Raw genomic sequence first — 17,468 nt, forward strand, 5'->3', positions numbered from 1 at the left:
TAGGCTATCTTCCGTCATGGACCCTTTGACGGAGGCTGCTGCCCGTGCCGCTCGACCTGATTTCGTTGCTGGCCGGCGCCCTGGCGGGTGCCTTGATCGCGTTTCTCTGGCAGCGCCAGGGGACGGCGACCCTACGCGCCGAGCGCACGGCCCTGCTAGCCGACCGGGAGCGAGACCGTCTTCATATCGGGGAGTTACGCGGCGAACTGGCGCAGCGCGACGCGTTACTGGCGGACCTGCGCCGGCAATTGACGGCCGAATCGGCGTGGCGGGCGGCCGCAGTGGCGGAGGCGGCGCGCCTGCCGCGATTGGAGGAGGCGCTGGCGGTCGCCCGGGATGAACAGGCGGAATTGCAGACCGCATTGGCGGAAGCGCGCACGGCCCTGGACCATGAACGCCGGACCCATGCGGACAAGCTGGCCCTGCTGGATCAGGCACAGGTGCGGCTGGCCGATGCGTTTAAGGCTCTGTCGGCGGATGCGTTGTCGGCCAATAACCGTGAATTTCTGACCCTGGCGCAGGCGCAGTTTGAGAAGTTCGGGGAGGTTGCGAAGGGCGACTTGGAAAAACGTGGGGCCGCCATCGACGCCTTGGTTACCCCCATCCGCGACCATCTGGCCAAGTTCGGGGAGGCGGTTGCCGGCATCGAACAGGCGCGCATCGGCGCCTATACAGAACTGAAAACCCAGGTGGCACATCTGATGGAAAGCCAAGGGCAGTTGCGCGCCGAAACCGGCAATCTGGTCAAAGCACTGCGGAGTCCGGCCACGCGCGGCCGGTGGGGCGAGATCCAGTTGAAGCGGGTGGTGGAAATGGCCGGCATGCTGGACCATTGCGATTTCCATGAACAGGCCAGCGTCAACAGTACCGACGGCAACCGCCTGCGCCCTGACCTGATTGTCCGACTGCCGGGGGGTAAAAGCATTGTGGTCGATGCCAAAGCGCCGCTGGAGGCATTCCTGGACGCCACCCATGCGGCAGATGACGAGGCGCGGTTGGCGCATCTGACCCGCCATGCGCGGCATATCCGAGACCATATGAAGGCGCTGGGCGAAAAACGGTACTGGGCGCAGTTCGATCCAGCCCCTGAATTCGTCGTCCTGTTCCTGCCGGGGGAGAATTTTTTCTCCGCCGCCCTGGAGCAGGACCCCGGCCTGATCGAAGCGGGGATCGACCAGTCGGTGATCCCGGCCACGCCTACCACCCTGATCGCCCTGTTGCGCGCGGTGTCTTATGGCTGGCGGCAGGAATCCCTTGCCCGTAATGCCCAGGCCATCAGTCAGTTGGGTCGCGAACTGCACGAACGGCTGTCGAGTATGGCCGACCATATGATCAAGGTGGGCAAGGGGCTGGGCGGGGCTGTCAACAGCTACAATGCCGCCGTCGCCTCGCTGGAGACGCGTGTCATGGTCACAGCCCGGCGGTTCAAGGAACTGAAGGCAACGTCGGGCGGCGAACTTCCTGAACTGCCCCCGTTGGAACAGGTGCCCCGTCTGCCGCTGCCGATGGTTGAGGGTGAGCGGTGAAGGAAGCGATCACACTTTAGCCGGTCTGGTTCTTACCAGGTGCATGGGATCTTGACCGATGATCCATCATTGCCTGTGCCCCGATTTCCCTGGCGCTCATCCGTTGAGGGAAACATCGTGGCCATCCCCTGTCGCGGATCGCGATCGGATGGCGCGGTTGACCTGCGGAGAAACGCCCCGTGCTTGACGCCAGCGCAGGCTTACACCCTACTGGCATCACCAGTGGATTTCCAACGGGAGAACAGGATGATCGACCATCACCGCGCCTTGATCTATGCCATGGTGCTGACCTCGGCATCGGATGGCAACATGACCGACGCGGAACTGCATGCGATGGGGGAGAATATCCGGTTTCTGCCGGTCTTCGCCGATTTCGACACCCAGAAGCTGGCCCAGGTGGCGCAGGAATGCACCGAGCTGCTGGGCGACCCCGACGGTCTTGATGCCGCCATCGAGATGATCAAGCGGTCTTTGCCCAAGTCGCTGCGCGAAACCGCTTACATCCTGGCCTGTGAAGTGGTCGCCGCCGACCGGACGGCAACGCAGGAGGAATTGCGCCTGCTGGAGATGCTGCGCCATGGGCTGGAGGTGGACCGACTGACCGCTGCGGCCCTGGAGCGCGGGGCTCGCGCTCGTTACACGGTTGCCTGAGATCATGACGGCCCCCGGCCTGAAGCCCCCGGCCATCGCCGGCTGGTGCCTGTATGACTGGGCCATGTCGGCCTTCAACACGATCATCCTGACCTTTGTCTTCTCGGTCTATTTCACCAAGGGCGTGTCGGCCGACGCTGACCAGGGATCGGCGGACTGGGCCTTCATGCTGGGCCTGTCGGGACTGGTGATTGCCCTGCTGTCGCCGGTGCTGGGTGCCATTGCCGACCGGGGCGGGCGAATCAAGCCTTGGCTGGCCAGTTGCACCTTCATCGCCGTGGCGGGATCGGCCCTGCTCTGGCTGATCAAGCCCGACCCGGCCTTTGCCCTGCCCGCCCTGATCCTGGTGGGTGTGGCGGCGGCAGCGTTCGAGCTTTCGAATGTATTCTATAATGCGCTGCTGCCGATCACGACGCCGCGCAGCCATCTGGGCCGTGTCTCTGGCTGGGGCTGGGGCCTTGGCTATCTGGGCGGGCTGGTCAGCCTGATCTTGTGTCTGGTCGTGCTTCTGCAGGCCGATGCCCCGCTTTTCGGCTTGTTGAGCAAGGAAGAATCGGAACCGGTTCGGGCCACGGCATTGCTTGTGGCCTTATGGTATGGGCTGTTTGCCGTCCCGCTGTTCCTGCTGACACCCGACCGGGTGGCGGAGGCGGGCGTGACGGTGTCAGGCGCCGTGCGCGACGGCTGGGCCAGTCTGATCACCACTCTGCGCGCTATGCCCCGTCATGCCAACACGCTGCGCTTTCTGATTGCCAGCGCGCTCTGGCGCGACGGGATCAACACCATTACGGCCTTTGGCGGCATTTATGCCGGCATCGTCTTCGGCATGGTGGAGGAGCAGTTGATCATCTTTGCCATCGTGTTGAATGTGGCCGCCGGCCTGGGAGCCATCGGCTTTGCCTGGGCTGATGACCGGATCGGAGCTAAGCCGACCCTGATCGTCAGCCTGATCGGCCTGATCATCACCGGCACCTCGATGGTCTTGGTGGGGACACCAGCCTGGGCCTGGGCGCCGACCCTGTCGCTGCCATTGGATTTCACACCCGATCAGCAATGGCTTCTGCTGCTGGGCATGGGGCTGGGTATTTTCTATGGCCCAGCCCAGGCGGCGGCCCGATCGATGATGGCTCGGCTATCCCCACCGGGGCTGGAGACCGAATTCTTTGGCATCTATGCCCTGGCCGGGCGGGCCGTCGGTGTGCTGGGTCCGTTGGCCTATGGGCTTGCGGTCACGGCCCTTGGCACGCAGCGTGCGGGCATGGCCACCGTGATTGTCCTGTTCCTGCTGGGGACCGCTTTGTTGCTCACCGTGAAGGAGCGGCGGTAAGAGAAGAGGATCACTTCACCACGTAAGGCTTGCCGGCCAGGTCATACATCACTGCCCCTTGAGGCACGGCATTCAGGTTGATGTTGCGCCGCGTGCCCAGGCCCGGTTCACCATCATAATGCCAAAGATCGTCGCTGTTGACGTAGTACACGGCGCTGGTGCGGAAGGTATAGTAACCTTCCCGTGCCACCGACACGGTCAGCACCATTTCCGTATCGGTCTCAAGGGGCTTGGAGCGCAGGGCCTCCAGGCCTACGGCGGCCACGCCGGCCGAGATGCCCCAAGGGAATTTGGGCAGATCACCGCCCGACAGCTTAGAGGCTAACCCCACACCCGCCGCCAGCAGGGTCAACGGGCCGGGGAATGGATCGGCGGCCATACGCGGGCCACTGCTTTTCACCGTCAGCACATCAATGCCCACCGCCACCACATCCGGGCGGCTATCGACCGAGACAAGATGCCCCTGCTGTACCAGCCGGGTGGTGACCGCCGACAGGAAGGCATCGGCGAATAATGTGTGGTCCTTGCGCATCATATAGACCTGAACCGGCACCTTCCTGCCCATCTGGAATTCCAGATGGGCGGAAATTGCCGAGGCCACATCGTCCGCCACCACCTGCCATTGACCCGCCGATTGCAGGACGGGCTGTGGCTTCATGGGCACCGAGACGGCCACAGGGCGGCCCGAACAGCCCGCCAGCCCCAGGCACAGTGCCGTGGCCAACAGGGGCAGCAGGGTTTTGCGCGGAGCGGTGGGATGGCGGGGGGTGGCGCGCGTCATGATGTTCACGTCCGGTTCGGCGGTGGCTTTGCCTTGAGGTAAGCAACCGGCGTGCCAGCAGTGACCGGGGTCAGCCGGGACGCGCGGTGGTGGCGCCCAGCACACCCGACAAGCCGCCATCCATGCCAGCCACGGGCAGGGCCAAAGCCTCCACTTCCAGCAATCGCCCGTCCGACATTACCGACTGTTCAGCCGTGAAACGCTGTGGCTGGCCGCTTGACGCCACGGAGCCCAGCACCCGCATGACGCGGGCAAATACCGGCTGGCGCGCAAAGTCGCTGATGGGGCGTCCGGTGGGGTCCATCCCGTAATTGGCAATGGTGCTGCGACCGAAATGGCGGCCAATAAAGTCCATCCGCCCGCCGCATACGGCAATGTCCAGGCACCAGAGATCATCGCCTACCACCGCCTGCGCGGCGGGCAGCAGCCGGTCGATATCCGGCAGGTCACGGCCCGGCACAATGGCAGCGGCCCAGGCATCATAGAGTAGTCGCAAGCGTGGGTGGCGCACATCTTCGCGCCTTTGCACAGGGTCCAGGGTGAAAGCGTCGCTCATCGCAACCTAGATGCATCGCCCATGACAGTGTGATCAGGGTGGCTGGAAACAGGGGATGGCGCAAGGGTCTATAGACCCGGTTCCCGCCCGGCCGGCCGCAAAAGTTCGGCCGCCGCCCGCCGCACCGCCCGGGTCACGTCGCCCAGGGTGGCGCTGGCCAGCCGGCTGCACTGCCAGACCAGCGGCACATCCAGTTCCGTGCCCGGCAGCAGCGCCACCAGTCGCCCCGCAGCCAGATGTGGGGCAGCCAACAGCAGTGGATTCATACCCCAGCCAACACCCGCCAGTGCGGCATCGACAAAGGCCTGGGAGGAGGGCAGCCAATGGGTGGGCGGGGCAGGCACCGGTGCCGCATCGCCCAAGGCCCGGCGCAACCATGCCGCCTGCAACCCGTCCTTGGCGTTGAAGGTCAGGCAGGGCGCGCGGGACAGGGCGGCGACATCCACGCCATCAGCAAAATGCCGGTGCACGAAATCTGGGCTGGCCGTGGCAACATAGCGCAGCACGCCCAGTGGATGGAGGTCGCATCCCGGCACGCCGCGGCCCCCCGCCGTCACCGCTGCTACCACCTCTCCGCGGCGCAGCCAGTCGGCGCTGTGGTCCTGGTCATCCAGCACAAGATCGAACAGGCAGTGAGGCAGGGCCGCCATGGCGGCGATGAACCAGGTCGCCAGACTGTCGGCATTGACCGCGATACGCAGCGGGACCGGCCCCACCGACGGCAGCAGACCGGGAATGCCAGCCGGCAGCTCGCTTTCCAGCAGGGCCACCTGTTCAACATGCTGGCACAAGCGCAGGCCTGCCGGTGTGGCGGTACAGGGCTGCCCCCGCACCACCAAGGCCGTGCCTATGCGTTCCTCCAGCAACTTCACCCGCTGAGAGATGGCAGAGGGTGTCAGGTTCAACTGGCGTGCTGCGCGGTCGAACCCCCCGGAGCGGATGACGGCGGCCAGCGCCTCCAACAAGGCATAGTCCAGCATGGATTCAGCATTTCTTAATCGGGGTTAGGAACATTACCTACGCTAAATCCGGCCGGGATGGTAGGCGGGGATGCCTGTTCCTGCCGTCTGGGTCCGCTGCCATGCTTGCTCCTTTTCTGTCCGGATATCTGCTGGGTCTTAGTCTGATCGTTGCCATCGGGGCCCAGAATGCCTTCGTTCTGCGTCAGGGCTTGCGGGGCGACCATGTCTGGCTTGTCACACTGACCTGCGCCGTTTCCGATGCGGTGCTGATTGTCGTGGGGGTGGAGGGGCTGGCGCAGGTACAGACTGCCCTGCCGGCCATTGTGCCCTGGATGCGATATGCCGGTGCTGCCTTCCTGCTGCTCTATGCCGCCCGCGCCCTGCGTGCTGCCCTGCGCGCCGGTGGTACCCTGTCGCCGGCCGCCGGGGGGGCGCCAGGGCTGGCGGCCACGCTCGCCACCTGTCTGGCGCTCACCTGGCTGAACCCGCATGTCTATTTGGACACGGTCCTGTTAATCGGGTCGGTCGCGGCGAGCCAAGGGGAGGGGCGCCCGCTGTTCGCGGCTGGGGCTATTGCGGCTTCATTCAGCTTTTTCCTAGCCCTCGGCCATGGTGCCCGCCTGCTGCGTCCCCTGTTTGCCCGGCCGCTAACCTGGCGTGTGCTTGACGGGGTGGTCGCCGTCACCATGGCTGTGCTGGCCCTGGGACTGCTGACCAGCGGTTAGAACCGCGCTTCAACCCCCAGCATGCCAGTCCAGCCGCGCCGCCCGCCCTCATATCGCACGGCATCCAGGCTCAGGCTGGTTTCACCCAGAACCCGCCAGGACAGGCCGGTGCCATAGGCGTTGTAATCACGGCTCATATCCAGATCGACGCCCTGCCACCACAGGGCGGCGCCATAGGGGCCGTTTTCATAGGAGGCCATCATGGTTGTACTGGTGGCCTCATCCCCTTTCAGCCGCCCGCTGTCGCCATCCTCGACATAGACCACGCCGCCAGAAAATCCGCCATAGAACAGCAGGCCGGCCAGTTTCAGGCTTTCCGTATCACCCAGCAATGGGTTGCGGCTCTCGGCTGTCACGTAGCCGGCGGCCAGTTCGTAGGACAAAGCCTGCCAGTCGCCCTGATAGTTCAGGCCGGCTTCCCATAGGTCGCGGTCGAGCGCACCCGGTGTCTGTTGCGCGATATTCTCCACCAAGCTGTCGCGTTTGGGCGCGTAGGAGATGCCCAGGCGCAGGCCCATCACGCGCGGTGTTTCATACAGAATCTTGGTGGCGTCATCGCTGTCGCGGCCCAGATGGTCGATGGGCGGGGCTGTCGGCGCGATGTCTGTCCACAGACCGTCCATTTGTCCACCGGCCAGCAATGGCAGCATGTCGGTGGCGCGTTTGGCGGCCCCATCCTCATCCCCGATGCGCAGGCGGCCCCAGGCTGAGTTGACAGTCAGGAAAATCTCGTTGGCGGTCAGCGGGTCGTTTCGGCCGGGTCGGTCCAGGCTTTTCTGGTAATCACCCGCCCCCAGCGTGGTGGTCAGCGACAGGCCTAGACCGCTGTCGGTTGTCAGGGTGCCCTCACCGGTTATGGCGTAGGTACCATACAGGTCATGCCCGTCGCCCGACCGCACGATGGCCCCGTGACCGACGCCGCGCCAGTCGAATGCGACCGTGTCAGCGGTGGCGGGCAGGGCGACCAGCAGGGCGGCAGCGGCTGACAGGCAGGGCAGGAGGCGGACCAAGATCACATCCATCGGACGGGGTGGTACTGGACCACGGGATTGACGGGGCGGACAGGAACGGCTTTACGTGCTGCTGAGGGCGAAAACAAGGCCGATGGCCCGCGCCCCCGACCAATGCCGATTCTCAATCCAGGGCAAAGACCATGACCGACCCCGTCAACGATGTGGCTGCCAACCTGGCCGAGATCAAGGCCCGTATCAATAAAGCCGCGGCGGCGGCGGGCCGCCCGCCCGGTGCTGCCCGCCTGATCGCTGTGTCTAAGGTCCAACCGGTCGAGAAGATGGATGCCGCCCTGGCCGCCGGCCACCGCCTGTTCGGTGAAAACCGGGTCCAGGAGGCCAAGGCCAAGTTCCCGGCGGCCCGTGAACGCTATCCCGACATCGAACTGCATCTGATCGGCCCGTTGCAGACCAACAAGGTGAAGGAAGCGGTAGCCCTGTTTGATGTGATCCAGACCCTGGATCGGCCGAGACTGGCTGCCGCCCTTGCCGAGGAAGGGCGCAAACGCGGGCGTCTGCCCCGACTGTTCGTGGAGGTGAATGTGGGGGCGGAACCGCAAAAGGCCGGCATCCCCCCCTCCGACCTGCCCGCCTTTCTGGAAGAATGCCGGGCTGTGCATGGGCTGTCCATTGATGGTCTCATGTGTATCCCACCCGCTGACCAGGACCCGACGCCGCATTTTGCCCTGCTCTGTGACTTGGCCAAACGGCATGGGCTGGCAGAAGTGTCGATGGGGATGAGTGGGGACTACGAACAGGCAGTAGCCCAGGGGGCTACCTTTGTGCGGGTTGGTACCGCCATTTTCGGGACACGGATCAAACCGGCGACCCATGGCTGAGAATCTGTCGGATTTTCGCGACTGGTCCCTGCTGGCGCGCGGTAGCGCCGATCAGCGTCGCGCCTTTGATCTGCTGATCCACCACCGGCCGTTTGACCGGCTGTCGATGTATGAAACCGGTCTGGCCGGTACATTCCCCATCGACCTGGCGGTTTCCGGTTCTGATCTCGACATACTTGTCCAGGCAGACGACCCCCTGGCCGTGGGGCCGGTCCTGGAGGCTGCCTTCGGCGGTGAGGCGGGTTATGCGTGCCGTTCAGTGCGGGTGACCGACGGCCCGGCCCTGGTTGCACGGTTCCGGTTGGGTGATGTGCCGGTGGAGATCTTTGTCCAGGCGTTACCCGTCGCCCGGCAGATGGGCTGGCGTCACATGATGGTGGAAGCCCGTTTGCTGGCCCTGGCCCCGGCGCTGCGCCCAGCCGTCCGTGGGCTGAAACAGGCCGGCATCAAGACTGAACCAGCCTTTGCCCAGCTACTGGCCCTGCCCGGTGACCCCTATCAGGCGCTGCTGGGCCTGGAAGCGCTGAGTGACAGTGCACTGGCCGACCTGTTGGCCCAACGCTGGTCCGCCATGTCCAAATAAAGACGATTAAAAGGCTTGCGGGATCGGAACGACGTCATTATGTTCCGCGCCCATCCAGTGCGGAGGGGTGGCCGAGTGGTTGAAGGCGCTCGCCTGGAAAGCGGGTATACGTCAAAAGCGTATCGTGAGTTCGAATCTCATCCCCTCCGCCATTTTCCCAACGGAAAATGCGCTTCGCCGGCCTGATCGGTCCCTTGGCTTTTGCGACAACATGATGCCACTATGATGTGTTCGGGGCGGAGACTGTCCTGACTTTTCATAGCGGGAGCGGAATGGCTTTTGGGGTTTTCCTGCATCGATCCGATTCCATTTACGATGACAGCCCGGCAGAGTGGTATCAGTTCCCTCGGCAGTATTTGGGCCGGGTTGAGCCCTGCATTGGCGATTGGATCGTCTATCTCGAGCCCGGCAAAGTCCGGCACTCGCGCGGTTATTTTGCTGTTGCCCGTGTGCAGCAGGTGATTGCCGATCCGACGGTGCCAGACATGTATCTGGCCATCATTGAACCCGGCTCCTATCTGCAATTCATCAATCCCGTGCCGTTTCGGGATGGAAGGGCCCCGGTCGAAAGAGGGTTGCTGAACGATGAAGGTAAACTTTCAGGCCGCGCCCAGTCCGCTGTCCGCCCCATCTCTGCCAGCGATTTCAACCGCATTCTGGAGCGGGGCCTGGAAGAGGGTGAAGCCATCATGCCGCGCCTGGACGATGCCACCTCTTTACCCGGCTTTGCTGACGGCCAAGCGCCGTTTATCGTTGAACAGCCCCGCGAACGGTTGTCGTTCCTGACATCCCGCGCAGTTCGCAAACAGGCTTTCCGGCGCATCGTGCTGCGCGCCTATGATGAACGCTGTGTCATCTCAGGCATGAAGCTGATCAATGGCGGTGGCCGGGCCGAGGTGGAGGCCGCGCATATCCGACCTGTGGAGCGTGACGGGCCCGACATTGTTAATAATGGCCTCGCCCTGTCCGGTACGGCTCATTGGATGTTCGACCGCGGCCTGATCACCCTGGAAGATGATCTGGCGATAAGGGTCTCCCGCCATGTGAACGACCGGGAGAGCGTGGAGACGTTCATAAACCGCTCTGGCCGGGCGCTTCCGCCGCTGCGTCCCAGCGACCGTCCGCATCCTGTTTTCTTAAAATGGCACCGAGAGAACTGCTTCAAAGTTTGAGACAGCCCACAGCCGGACCGCAAACCCCGTCCGGAAAGGAGTATCCAAAGTATAGCAGGCAATTCACTTATTTCGGGCTACCGCATTCCCAGTTAGACTCAGCGCAAATAAGCCCCGCTTCAAGGGGTTGCCACCGACGCGTCCGCATTCCTTATCCGTGCCAATCCGGAGAGCCCCGACGATGCTGCGTGATCTGCGAATTACCCCGAAGCTGGGTCTTGCGTCCCTGTTGTTCATGGTACCAGTGGTGTTCCTGCTCTGGGCGTTGATCGCCAAACAGGGAGAGGCCGTCAGTTTTGCTGAGAAGGAACAACAAGGGACACTTTACCTGCGCGGGTTGGCCCAGGTGCAGATGACACTGGCCAAGGCGGAGATTGCTGGGGCCGCGGTGGATGGCAAGGCGCTGGCGGATAAGGTGCGCAGCCTGGACAGCCAGTTTGGCGAGGGCATGGAAGCAGAGGCCCAGGTCAAGGATACGCTAGCAGCCTTGTCAGTCGGGCAGGCGACGGGGGCAGCAAGGGCTGCCCTGCGGTCCCTGATCACGAGGGTGGGAGATAAATCCAATCTGATTCTCGACCCCGATCTGGACAGTTACTATGTCATGGACCTTGTGCTGATCAAATTGCCGGACCTGCTGGATCAAGCCAGCGCCATGTATAGCCTGACCCACAAACTCTATGATGACGGGTCCGTCGATGCCGAGGAGCGGGTGGCGCTCTATGTTTCCCTGGGGGGGCTGAAAGCGGTGGCTGATGGGTCGGGTAATTCGGTCAAGGCCGCCATTGATGCCAGCGTCGATGGCAGTGTGGCCAAAGCGTTGACCAAACCCGATGCCGACCTGCAGGCTATCTTCAAGACATTGCTGACCCAGGCAGAGAGCCAGGCCTTGGACATGGCCGCGACGAACACGGCGCTCAGCCGTATTGATGCGCTTTATGCCGCCGGCTCTGCCGATTTGTCGCGCCTGCTGGAGGCCCGTATCGGCCGGTTCCACCAGGAACAGATCGTGACGTTGGCTGTCACGGCCCTCCTGTTTGCCATTGCTGCGGGGTCCGTCCTGTTTGTGGTTCTGCGTTTCATCATCGCGCCCTTGGCGCAGTTGACCCAGTCGATGGGAAAACTGGCCAATGGTGACCTGACGGTGGCTGTCGCGTTTGCCGATCAGAAGGATGAGGTGGGTGCCCTGGCCCGCGCCATGGCTGTGTTCAAGGCCAATGCCCTGCGCAATCGTGAACTGGAAGAAGCCCAGCAGCGGGAGCAGGAGGCCCGCGCCCGCCGTCAGGCGGCACTGGAAGAACTGGTGCGTGACTTTCAGATGGCCGTCAGTGGTCAGTTGCGGACCTTAGCCAGCGCCTCGACGGAGTTGGAAGCAACAGCCCGCAACCTGTCGCACCAGGCGGATGAGACCACAAGCCGCACCAACGTGGCCGGGCAGAGCGCCAATCGTGCCACGCAGAATGCCCAGACAGTGGCGGCCGCGACGGAAGAACTGGCGGCCTCCAGCGCGGAAATCGGCTCACAGATCGAACGCACCTCTCTGACCACCAAAGAAGCAGTGGCCGAGGCGGACAAGGCGCGCGGTGTGGTCGATGAACTGGCCAATGTGGTGGATGGTGTGGGGGCGGTGGTCGACTTCATCCATGCCATCGCGGCCCAGACCAACCTTCTGGCGCTGAATGCGACGATTGAGGCGGCGCGGGCCGGCGAGGCGGGCAAGGGCTTCGCCGTCGTGGCGTCAGAGGTGAAGAATCTGGCCAGTCAGACAGCCAAGGCCACCGAGGAAATCCAGGACAAGGTCAATGCCGTGAAGGGGGCGGCGGGGCACGCGGTGGGTATCATCTCCACCATCGCCCGCATCATCGGAGAGGTGGACGGCAATTCCGGCGCCATCGCATCGGCCGTCGCCGAACAGGGTGCCGCGACCGATGAGATCGCTCGCAACGTAACCGAAGCTGCCGACCGTACACGGGAAGTCACGGAAAGCCTTGGCACGGTGCGCGAGAGTGCCGAATTCACCAAAGTCGCCTCCACTCAATTGCTGGCTGCCGCCGGTGATCTGTCACAGCAATCTGAACGGCTGCGGGCTGATGTGGAGGAGTTCCTGTCCGCCATGCAGAAGGCCGGAGAGCGCCGGCAATTTGAACGCCGTCCCTGTTCGCTGCGCGGAGAACTGACAGCCCGTGGTGCACGTGGAAAGCTGGACCGGTTTGAGGTTACCCTGACCGATATCGGCCTTGGCGGCTGCGCCCTCACCGGTGTCGCCCTGGCGCCAGGGACGGAGATTGATCTGCACGTGGCAGGCCACACGCTGCCCAGCCGCGTGATCCAACAGGATGGCGACCGCCTGCGCCTGCAATTCCGCCTGAATGACCAGACCAGCGACACGGTGGAGCGACTGCTGGCAGCGTAAGGGGGGTCTTTGTTGGGTTTGCTTACCATCCCGGCCTATGCCGGGATGACCTTGCGGCCACGCAACAGAGGTTGCGTTTCGAGGGGCCAAGCGCAGGGGGCCGGCGCGGTTCTCGCGATCAAAAGCCTTGCCGGACGGGGCATTCAGCCGGGAAGGTTGGCAAAAGCGTGGCTTGCCATGCGGGTCAACCGGGACTTCGGGGACGGTCCGATTACCGCTTCGTTCCGCCCTTAAAGACAAATGGCGGCCCCGGTCACCCGAGGCCGCCATCATCCCTCAACCCCGACCGTCGTTACTTCACATCAAAGCGGTCGGCGTTCATCACCTTGGCCCAGGCGGCGACGAAGTCGTTGACGAACTTCGCCTCGCCATCGCTGCTGCCATAAACTTCGGCCAGGGCCCGCAGTTGCGAGTTAGAGCCGAAGACCAGATCGACGCGGGTGGCGGTCCATTTGATGGAGCCATTGGTGCGGTCGCGGCCTTCATACACACCCTGGCTGCCGTCGGTGGCGTTCCAGACTGTGCTGGCATCCAGCAGGTTGACGAAGAAATCGTTGGACAGCACGCCGGGACGCTTGGTGAACACCCCATGCTGTGCCCCGCCGGTATTGGCGTTCAGCGCTCGCATGCCGCCGACCAGCACCGTCATTTCCGGAGCCGTCAGGGTGAGAAGCTGGGCTTTGTCGACCAACATCTCTTCCGCCGGCACCGAATATTCGGTCTTCAGGTAGTTGCGGAAACCATCGGCCACCGGTTCCAGCACCGCGAAGCTTTCGGCATCCGTCTGATCCTGGCTGGCATCCATGCGACCCGGCGTGAAGGGCACGGTCACTGTGTGCCCGGCATCCTTGGCCGCCTTTTCAATGGCCGCAACGCCGCCCAACACGATCAGGTCGGCAAGCGATACTTTCTTGCCACCGGACGCCGTGCCGTTGAATCCGCTTTGGATACCTTCCAGCACGCCCAGAACCTTGGCCAGTTGCGCCGGCTGGTTCACCACCCAGTCCTTCTGCGGCGCCAGACGGACACGGGCACCATTGGCGCCGCCCCGCTTGTCCGACCCGCGGAAGGTTGAGGCCGAGGCCCACGCAGCCCCCACCAATTCCGGCACCGACAGGCCGGAGGCCAGGATGCTGGACTTCAGGGTGGCGATGTCGGCGGCATCGACCAGAGGGTGATCGATGGCGGGGATCGGGTCCTGCCAGATCAGATCTTCCGCCGGCACTTCCGGCCCCAGATACAGGGTCTTCGGGCCGGAGTCGCGGTGGGTCAGCTTGAACCAGGCCCGCGCGAACGCATCGGCAAATTCCGCCGGATTGGCCCTGAAGCGCTTGGAAACCTCCAGATAGGCCGGATCGGTGCGCAGGGCCATGTCGGCAGTCGTCATCATGGGGGCATGACGGCGGGTCGGGTCATGGGCGTCGGGCACGGTGGTGGCGGCGGCCGGGTCCTTGGGCTTCCACTGGTGCGCGCCAGCCGGGCTCTTGGTCAGTTCCCATTCGTCATAGCCCAGCAGCGTGTCGAAATAGGAATTGTCCCACTGCGTTGGGGTGGGGGTCCAGGCGCCCTCGATACCGCTGGTGATGGTGTGCACGCCCTTGCCGGTGCCCAGGCTGTTCAGCCAGCCCAAACCCATGGCTTCGATCGGTGCGCCCTCCGGTTCAGGTCCGACATGGGCGGTGTCGCCGGCACCATGCGCCTTGCCAAATGTATGGCCGCCGGCCACCAGAGCGACGGTTTCCTCGTCATTCATGGCCATGCGGGCAAAGGTTTCGCGGATATCGCGGGCCGATGCCATGGGGTCCGGCTTGCCGTTCGGGCCTTCCGGATTCACATAAATCAGGCCCATCTGCACCGCGGCCAGCGGGTTTTCCAGATCGCGGTCCCCGCTGTAACGCTTGTCACCCAGCCAGGTGTCTTCCTTGCCCCAATAGATATCCTCTTCCGGCTCCCACACATCGGCGCGGCCGCCACCGAAGCCGAAGGTCTTGAAGCCCATGGATTCAAGCGCGACATTACCGGCGAGGATCATCAGATCCGCCCAGGAAATGGCCTTGCCGTATTTTTGCTTGATCGGCCACAGCAGGCGGCGCGCCTTATCCAGATTGCCATTGTCGGGCCAGGAATTCAGCGGCGCGAAACGCTGTGTACCGGAACCGGCACCGCCGCGACCGTCCGACGTACGGTAGGTACCGGCGCTGTGCCAGGCCATGCGGATGAACAGCGGGCCATAATGTCCATAATCGGCAGGCCACCAATCCTGGCTGTCGGTCATCAACGCTGTCAGATCAGCCTTGAGCGCGGCATAGTCCAGGCCCTTGAAGGCTTCAGCGTAGCTAAAGCGGCCGCCGAACGGATCAGACAGGGCCGTGTTCTGGTGCAGAATCTTCAGGTTAAGCTGGTTCGGCCACCAGTCACGGTTAGACCGGCCGCCAAAGGTGGCGTTGGGACGAATCCCATGCAGCACAGGGCACTTACCGGCGCTCCCCGAATTATTCCCGTCCATACTTATCTCCTGTCATGGATCGATTGAGGGGGTCAGGCACGAAATGGTTCGTCGCAGACAGGCGACGTCGCGCCCGTCAGGACGTCAGACTTCGATATCGGTGATCAAAACCACCGGCCACGGCATCTGCCGCCGGACCGGCACACAGGGCCCCCTTCCGTTCCGGTAACCCGGAACCCGCGATCCATCGGGGCGATGTGACGCGTCGCGGTAGGGACATGGGGGCTCCTCATCCTCGCGGGATAACATTTAGCAAACTTGCGTGATAAGATTAAGTCGGATTTTCTGATTGCACTAATAAGGCGGACTTATGACAAACCTGACGCTGAAGCAGCTTCGCTATTTTGATGCGTTGGCGCGGCTGGGCCATTTCGGGCGCGCGGCAGATGATTGCGCCATCTCCCAGCCGGCCCTGTCGATGCAGATCAAGGAGTTGGAGGAAGGGCTGGGCGCACCGCTGTTTGAACGCGGCCCGCGCCAGATTTGGCTGACCGGGTTCGGGGAGGAATTCGCTGCGCGTGTGCGCGATATTCTCCGGTCGGTCGACGAGTTGGGTGATCTGGCCCGCGCGGCCCGGGATCAATTGGCGGGGCGCCTGCGTATCGGGGTAATCCCAACGGTGGCGCCCTATCTGTTACCTTCCATCATCGGTGACCTGACCCGCATGAATGCCGACCTGGATATCCATGTGCGGGAAACGGTGACACCCAAGCTGCTGCATGAATTGCTGGAAGGGCGGTTGGATACGGCGGTGGTGGCCTTGCCGGTGTCGGAGCCATCCCTGACCGAGGTGGCTCTGTTTGAAGAAAATTTTGTCCTGGTGCGTCCAGCCGAAGAGCACGGAAAACCCGTTCCGGGGCCAGAGGCGCTGCGTGAAATGCGCCTGCTGCTGCTTGAGGAGGGGCATTGTTTCCGCGATCAGGCCCTGTCCTTCTGCAACATGAATACCGCCCTGCCGCGCGAACTGCTGGATGGATCGTCGCTGTCGACCCTGGTTCAGATGGTCGGGGCTGGTATCGGCGTCACCCTGATCCCCGAAATGGCCGTGGCGGTGGAAACCAAATCCGCCGACGTGTCCATTGCCCGATTCAAGGACCCGGAACCGTCACGTACCATCGGCATGGTCTGGCGTAAATCCAGCCCGCTGTCGAAACAACTGCTCGATATTGCCGATCTGGTTCGCCGATCGGGGGAGGCACAGCGGGCCACGCGGTGCCCGCTCAGCCCGCAAACCTGTTGAGATTGGCCCGCAACGTCTGGATATTGTTGCGCAGTTCTATCAGGTCCTCCACCCCCATGCCGACGGCGTCCATCAGGTGATCGAAAAAGTCGGTGGTCTGGTCTTTCAGGCTGCGGCCGCTATCGGTCAAACCGATCAGGACCTGGCGTTCATCGGCGGGGTTGCGTTCGCGCCGCAGATGGCCTGCCGCCTCCAGTCGCTTCAGCAGCGGGGTTAAGGTGCTGCTTTCCAGGAAAAGCTGCTCCCCGATCTGGCCCACCGTCTGGCCATCCTTCTCCCACAGCAGCACCATGACCAGATATTGGGGATAGGTGAGGCCCAGTCGCTCCAGCAGCGGCTTATAGACCCGTGTAAAGGCGTGGCTGGCGGAATAGAGCGAGAAGCAGATGAAATCGCCCAGTTTGAGGGCGGGAGCATCGGACATGGCGGCACCTTGATGACAAATCGTCGGCCATCATATTGCATCGCATGCGACATGATCGCAGGGGCAATTCAAACATGTCCGGCATCGAAATTTAAGACCTGACAATAATGGCAGCATCAACCAGCAGCACCCATCATTCAGCAGGACCAAAGTTCAGGTGATGCTGGAAATGTCCCACTTGCGTCGGAGACGTGATGATCCCCAATGTCATCTGGCCTTTCTGGGTACCGAACATCCACATTTTTGCTGTGAGCAACCGGCCCGCCCGCGGAATCGTTTGCTGGACGCTGTCGATTTCCTGTACCTGGTCGCGCGCTCGGAACGCAGCTAGAATAGAGGCAAAGGCATCCTGAATATCCGCCTCGTCTGCCTCCTGAACCTGGATGACACAGTTGCGACGTTCATCCTCGAAAACAAACATATTGGCATTCGTATTGTTGGCGATAACTATTCGGAAATTTTTAAAGATACTTGCCTTTTCTGGCATCAGGTGGGGAACCAGCGCCTGAGCGGCCCTGATTGTATAGCGGCTTTCATCCAGGTCACCCGCCTGACCCATCTTCGGTTCGATACACAGCTTCTCGAACGCTTCCATGATCTCTGCTGCACGTGGATCGGCTGCGTGGGCCGGCGTTGTCGCCAGGAGCAAAACGATCCAGACCATACGGGCGGCTCGCATGTTCTATCCCCTCCGTCTTGGGGACCCGTGTGCCCCCGAGACGGACGATACCCCGCATCGGTGGCTTGATCCATAGA

The 17,468-nt window shown here is 63.0% G+C and carries 16 protein-coding genes and 1 tRNA gene; 10 read left to right on the forward strand and 7 right to left on the reverse strand.

From position 1 onward, the window contains the following. Positions 1 to 44: 44 nt before the first annotated feature. From CHU95_RS04355 to CHU95_RS04365, 3 genes are all read left to right on the forward strand, one after another. Positions 45 to 1,526 carry a DNA recombination protein RmuC gene (locus CHU95_RS04355; RefSeq protein WP_245837861.1) on the forward strand — a complete coding sequence of 494 codons (1,482 nt, stop codon included), beginning with the start codon at positions 45 to 47 and terminating at the stop codon, positions 1,524 to 1,526. Between the two features lie 246 nt (positions 1,527 to 1,772). Further along, entirely contained in the window at positions 1,773 to 2,177 is a 405-nt protein-coding gene (locus CHU95_RS04360) for a tellurite resistance TerB family protein (RefSeq protein ID WP_094454093.1), read from the forward strand. A 4-nt stretch (positions 2,178 to 2,181) separates the two neighbouring features. Then, complete coding sequence (locus tag CHU95_RS04365) at positions 2,182 to 3,504, forward strand: MFS transporter (RefSeq protein WP_094454300.1); 1,323 nt, start codon at positions 2,182 to 2,184, stop codon at positions 3,502 to 3,504. A gap of 10 nt (positions 3,505 to 3,514) precedes the next feature. Here the strand turns inward: CHU95_RS04365 and CHU95_RS04370 are convergent, their stop codons facing one another. The 3 genes from CHU95_RS04370 to CHU95_RS04380 all read right to left on the reverse strand — a co-directional run bounded on the left by CHU95_RS04370 (position 3,515) and on the right by CHU95_RS04380 (position 5,821). After that, the gene (locus tag CHU95_RS04370) at positions 3,515 to 4,285 is read right to left on the reverse strand and encodes a hypothetical protein (protein WP_094454095.1); all 771 of its coding nucleotides are present in this window, start codon (positions 4,283 to 4,285) and stop codon (positions 3,515 to 3,517) included. A 70-nt stretch (positions 4,286 to 4,355) separates the two neighbouring features. Then, positions 4,356 to 4,841: a PAS domain-containing protein gene (locus CHU95_RS04375; RefSeq protein ID WP_094454096.1), complete on the reverse strand. Its 486-nt coding sequence runs from the start codon at positions 4,839 to 4,841 to the stop codon at positions 4,356 to 4,358. A 68-nt stretch (positions 4,842 to 4,909) separates the two neighbouring features. Then, on the reverse strand, positions 4,910 to 5,821 hold the full coding sequence (locus CHU95_RS04380) for a LysR family transcriptional regulator ArgP (RefSeq protein WP_094454098.1): 912 nt from the start codon (positions 5,819 to 5,821) through the stop codon (positions 4,910 to 4,912). A gap of 101 nt (positions 5,822 to 5,922) precedes the next feature. Here CHU95_RS04380 and CHU95_RS04385 point away from each other — a divergent pair, with 101 nt between their 5' ends. Then, positions 5,923 to 6,528 carry a LysE/ArgO family amino acid transporter gene (locus CHU95_RS04385; RefSeq protein WP_094454100.1) on the forward strand — a complete coding sequence of 202 codons (606 nt, stop codon included), beginning with the start codon at positions 5,923 to 5,925 and terminating at the stop codon, positions 6,526 to 6,528. Here the strand turns inward: CHU95_RS04385 and CHU95_RS04390 are convergent. Continuing rightward, positions 6,525 to 7,538, reverse strand: coding sequence for a porin (locus CHU95_RS04390; protein WP_165772004.1), 1,014 nt, complete (start codon positions 7,536 to 7,538; stop codon positions 6,525 to 6,527). The genes CHU95_RS04385 and CHU95_RS04390 overlap by 4 nt on opposite strands. A gap of 143 nt (positions 7,539 to 7,681) precedes the next feature. Between CHU95_RS04390 and CHU95_RS04395 the strand changes: the two genes are divergently transcribed. From CHU95_RS04395 to CHU95_RS04415, 5 genes are all read left to right on the forward strand, one after another. After that, positions 7,682 to 8,377: a YggS family pyridoxal phosphate-dependent enzyme gene (locus tag CHU95_RS04395; RefSeq protein WP_094454104.1), complete on the forward strand. Its 696-nt coding sequence runs from the start codon at positions 7,682 to 7,684 to the stop codon at positions 8,375 to 8,377. Beyond that, the gene (locus CHU95_RS04400; RefSeq protein WP_094454106.1) at positions 8,370 to 8,960 is read left to right on the forward strand and encodes a DUF4269 domain-containing protein; all 591 of its coding nucleotides are present in this window, start codon (positions 8,370 to 8,372) and stop codon (positions 8,958 to 8,960) included. The genes CHU95_RS04395 and CHU95_RS04400 overlap by 8 nt, the downstream gene beginning before the upstream one ends. A 61-nt stretch (positions 8,961 to 9,021) precedes the next feature. After that, a tRNA-Ser gene (locus CHU95_RS04405) sits at positions 9,022 to 9,112 on the forward strand. A 120-nt stretch (positions 9,113 to 9,232) separates the two neighbouring features. Continuing rightward, a complete protein-coding gene (locus CHU95_RS04410; RefSeq protein ID WP_094454108.1) occupies positions 9,233 to 10,132 on the forward strand; it encodes an HNH endonuclease in 900 nt (299 codons plus the stop codon). Between the two features lie 181 nt (positions 10,133 to 10,313). Beyond that, on the forward strand, positions 10,314 to 12,542 hold the full coding sequence (locus CHU95_RS04415; RefSeq protein WP_094454110.1) for a methyl-accepting chemotaxis protein: 2,229 nt from the start codon (positions 10,314 to 10,316) through the stop codon (positions 12,540 to 12,542). Positions 12,543 to 12,834: 292 nt separating this feature from the next. On the opposite strand, the gene katG is transcribed toward CHU95_RS04415, so the two are convergent. After that, a complete protein-coding gene (gene katG / locus CHU95_RS04420) occupies positions 12,835 to 15,048 on the reverse strand; it encodes a catalase/peroxidase HPI (protein WP_094454112.1) in 2,214 nt (737 codons plus the stop codon). Between the two features lie 310 nt (positions 15,049 to 15,358). Between katG and CHU95_RS04425 the strand changes: the two genes are divergently transcribed. After that, positions 15,359 to 16,288 carry a hydrogen peroxide-inducible genes activator gene (locus CHU95_RS04425; RefSeq protein WP_094454114.1) on the forward strand — a complete coding sequence of 310 codons (930 nt, stop codon included), beginning with the start codon at positions 15,359 to 15,361 and terminating at the stop codon, positions 16,286 to 16,288. Here the strand turns inward: CHU95_RS04425 and CHU95_RS04430 are convergent. Both CHU95_RS04430 and CHU95_RS04435 read right to left on the reverse strand, forming a co-directional pair. Next, positions 16,269 to 16,712: a MarR family winged helix-turn-helix transcriptional regulator gene (locus CHU95_RS04430; RefSeq protein ID WP_094454116.1), complete on the reverse strand. Its 444-nt coding sequence runs from the start codon at positions 16,710 to 16,712 to the stop codon at positions 16,269 to 16,271. The genes CHU95_RS04425 and CHU95_RS04430 overlap by 20 nt on opposite strands. Positions 16,713 to 16,845: 133 nt before the next feature. Then, a complete protein-coding gene (locus CHU95_RS04435; protein WP_094454118.1) occupies positions 16,846 to 17,391 on the reverse strand; it encodes a hypothetical protein in 546 nt (181 codons plus the stop codon). Positions 17,392 to 17,468: the final 77 nt, after the last annotated feature.

The sequence above is a fragment of the Niveispirillum lacus genome (assembly GCF_002251795.1).
In the GTDB taxonomy this organism is placed as follows: domain Bacteria; phylum Pseudomonadota; class Alphaproteobacteria; order Azospirillales; family Azospirillaceae; genus Niveispirillum; species Niveispirillum lacus.

What these genes read in the sequence shown, in the direction of transcription:
- CHU95_RS04360 (WP_094454093.1), top strand. Translation starts at nt 1,773, where the DNA reads ATGATCGACCATCACCGCGCCTTGATCTATGCCATGGTGCTGACCTCG.
- CHU95_RS04365 (WP_094454300.1), top strand. Translation starts at nt 2,182, where the DNA reads ATGACGGCCCCCGGCCTGAAGCCCCCGGCCATCGCCGGCTGGTGCCTG.
- CHU95_RS04370 (WP_094454095.1), bottom strand. Translation starts at nt 4,285, where the DNA reads ATGACGCGCGCCACCCCCCGCCATCCCACCGCTCCGCGCAAAACCCTG.
- CHU95_RS04375 (WP_094454096.1), bottom strand. Translation starts at nt 4,841, where the DNA reads ATGAGCGACGCTTTCACCCTGGACCCTGTGCAAAGGCGCGAAGATGTG.
- CHU95_RS04380 (WP_094454098.1), bottom strand. Translation starts at nt 5,821, where the DNA reads ATGCTGGACTATGCCTTGTTGGAGGCGCTGGCCGCCGTCATCCGCTCC.
- CHU95_RS04385 (WP_094454100.1), top strand. Translation starts at nt 5,923, where the DNA reads ATGCTTGCTCCTTTTCTGTCCGGATATCTGCTGGGTCTTAGTCTGATC.
- CHU95_RS04395 (WP_094454104.1), top strand. Translation starts at nt 7,682, where the DNA reads ATGACCGACCCCGTCAACGATGTGGCTGCCAACCTGGCCGAGATCAAG.
- CHU95_RS04400 (WP_094454106.1), top strand. Translation starts at nt 8,370, where the DNA reads ATGGCTGAGAATCTGTCGGATTTTCGCGACTGGTCCCTGCTGGCGCGC.
- CHU95_RS04410 (WP_094454108.1), top strand. Translation starts at nt 9,233, where the DNA reads ATGGCTTTTGGGGTTTTCCTGCATCGATCCGATTCCATTTACGATGAC.
- CHU95_RS04415 (WP_094454110.1), top strand. Translation starts at nt 10,314, where the DNA reads ATGCTGCGTGATCTGCGAATTACCCCGAAGCTGGGTCTTGCGTCCCTG.
- katG (WP_094454112.1), bottom strand. Translation starts at nt 15,048, where the DNA reads ATGGACGGGAATAATTCGGGGAGCGCCGGTAAGTGCCCTGTGCTGCAT.
- CHU95_RS04425 (WP_094454114.1), top strand. Translation starts at nt 15,359, where the DNA reads ATGACAAACCTGACGCTGAAGCAGCTTCGCTATTTTGATGCGTTGGCG.
- CHU95_RS04430 (WP_094454116.1), bottom strand. Translation starts at nt 16,712, where the DNA reads ATGTCCGATGCTCCCGCCCTCAAACTGGGCGATTTCATCTGCTTCTCG.
- CHU95_RS04435 (WP_094454118.1), bottom strand. Translation starts at nt 17,391, where the DNA reads ATGCGAGCCGCCCGTATGGTCTGGATCGTTTTGCTCCTGGCGACAACG.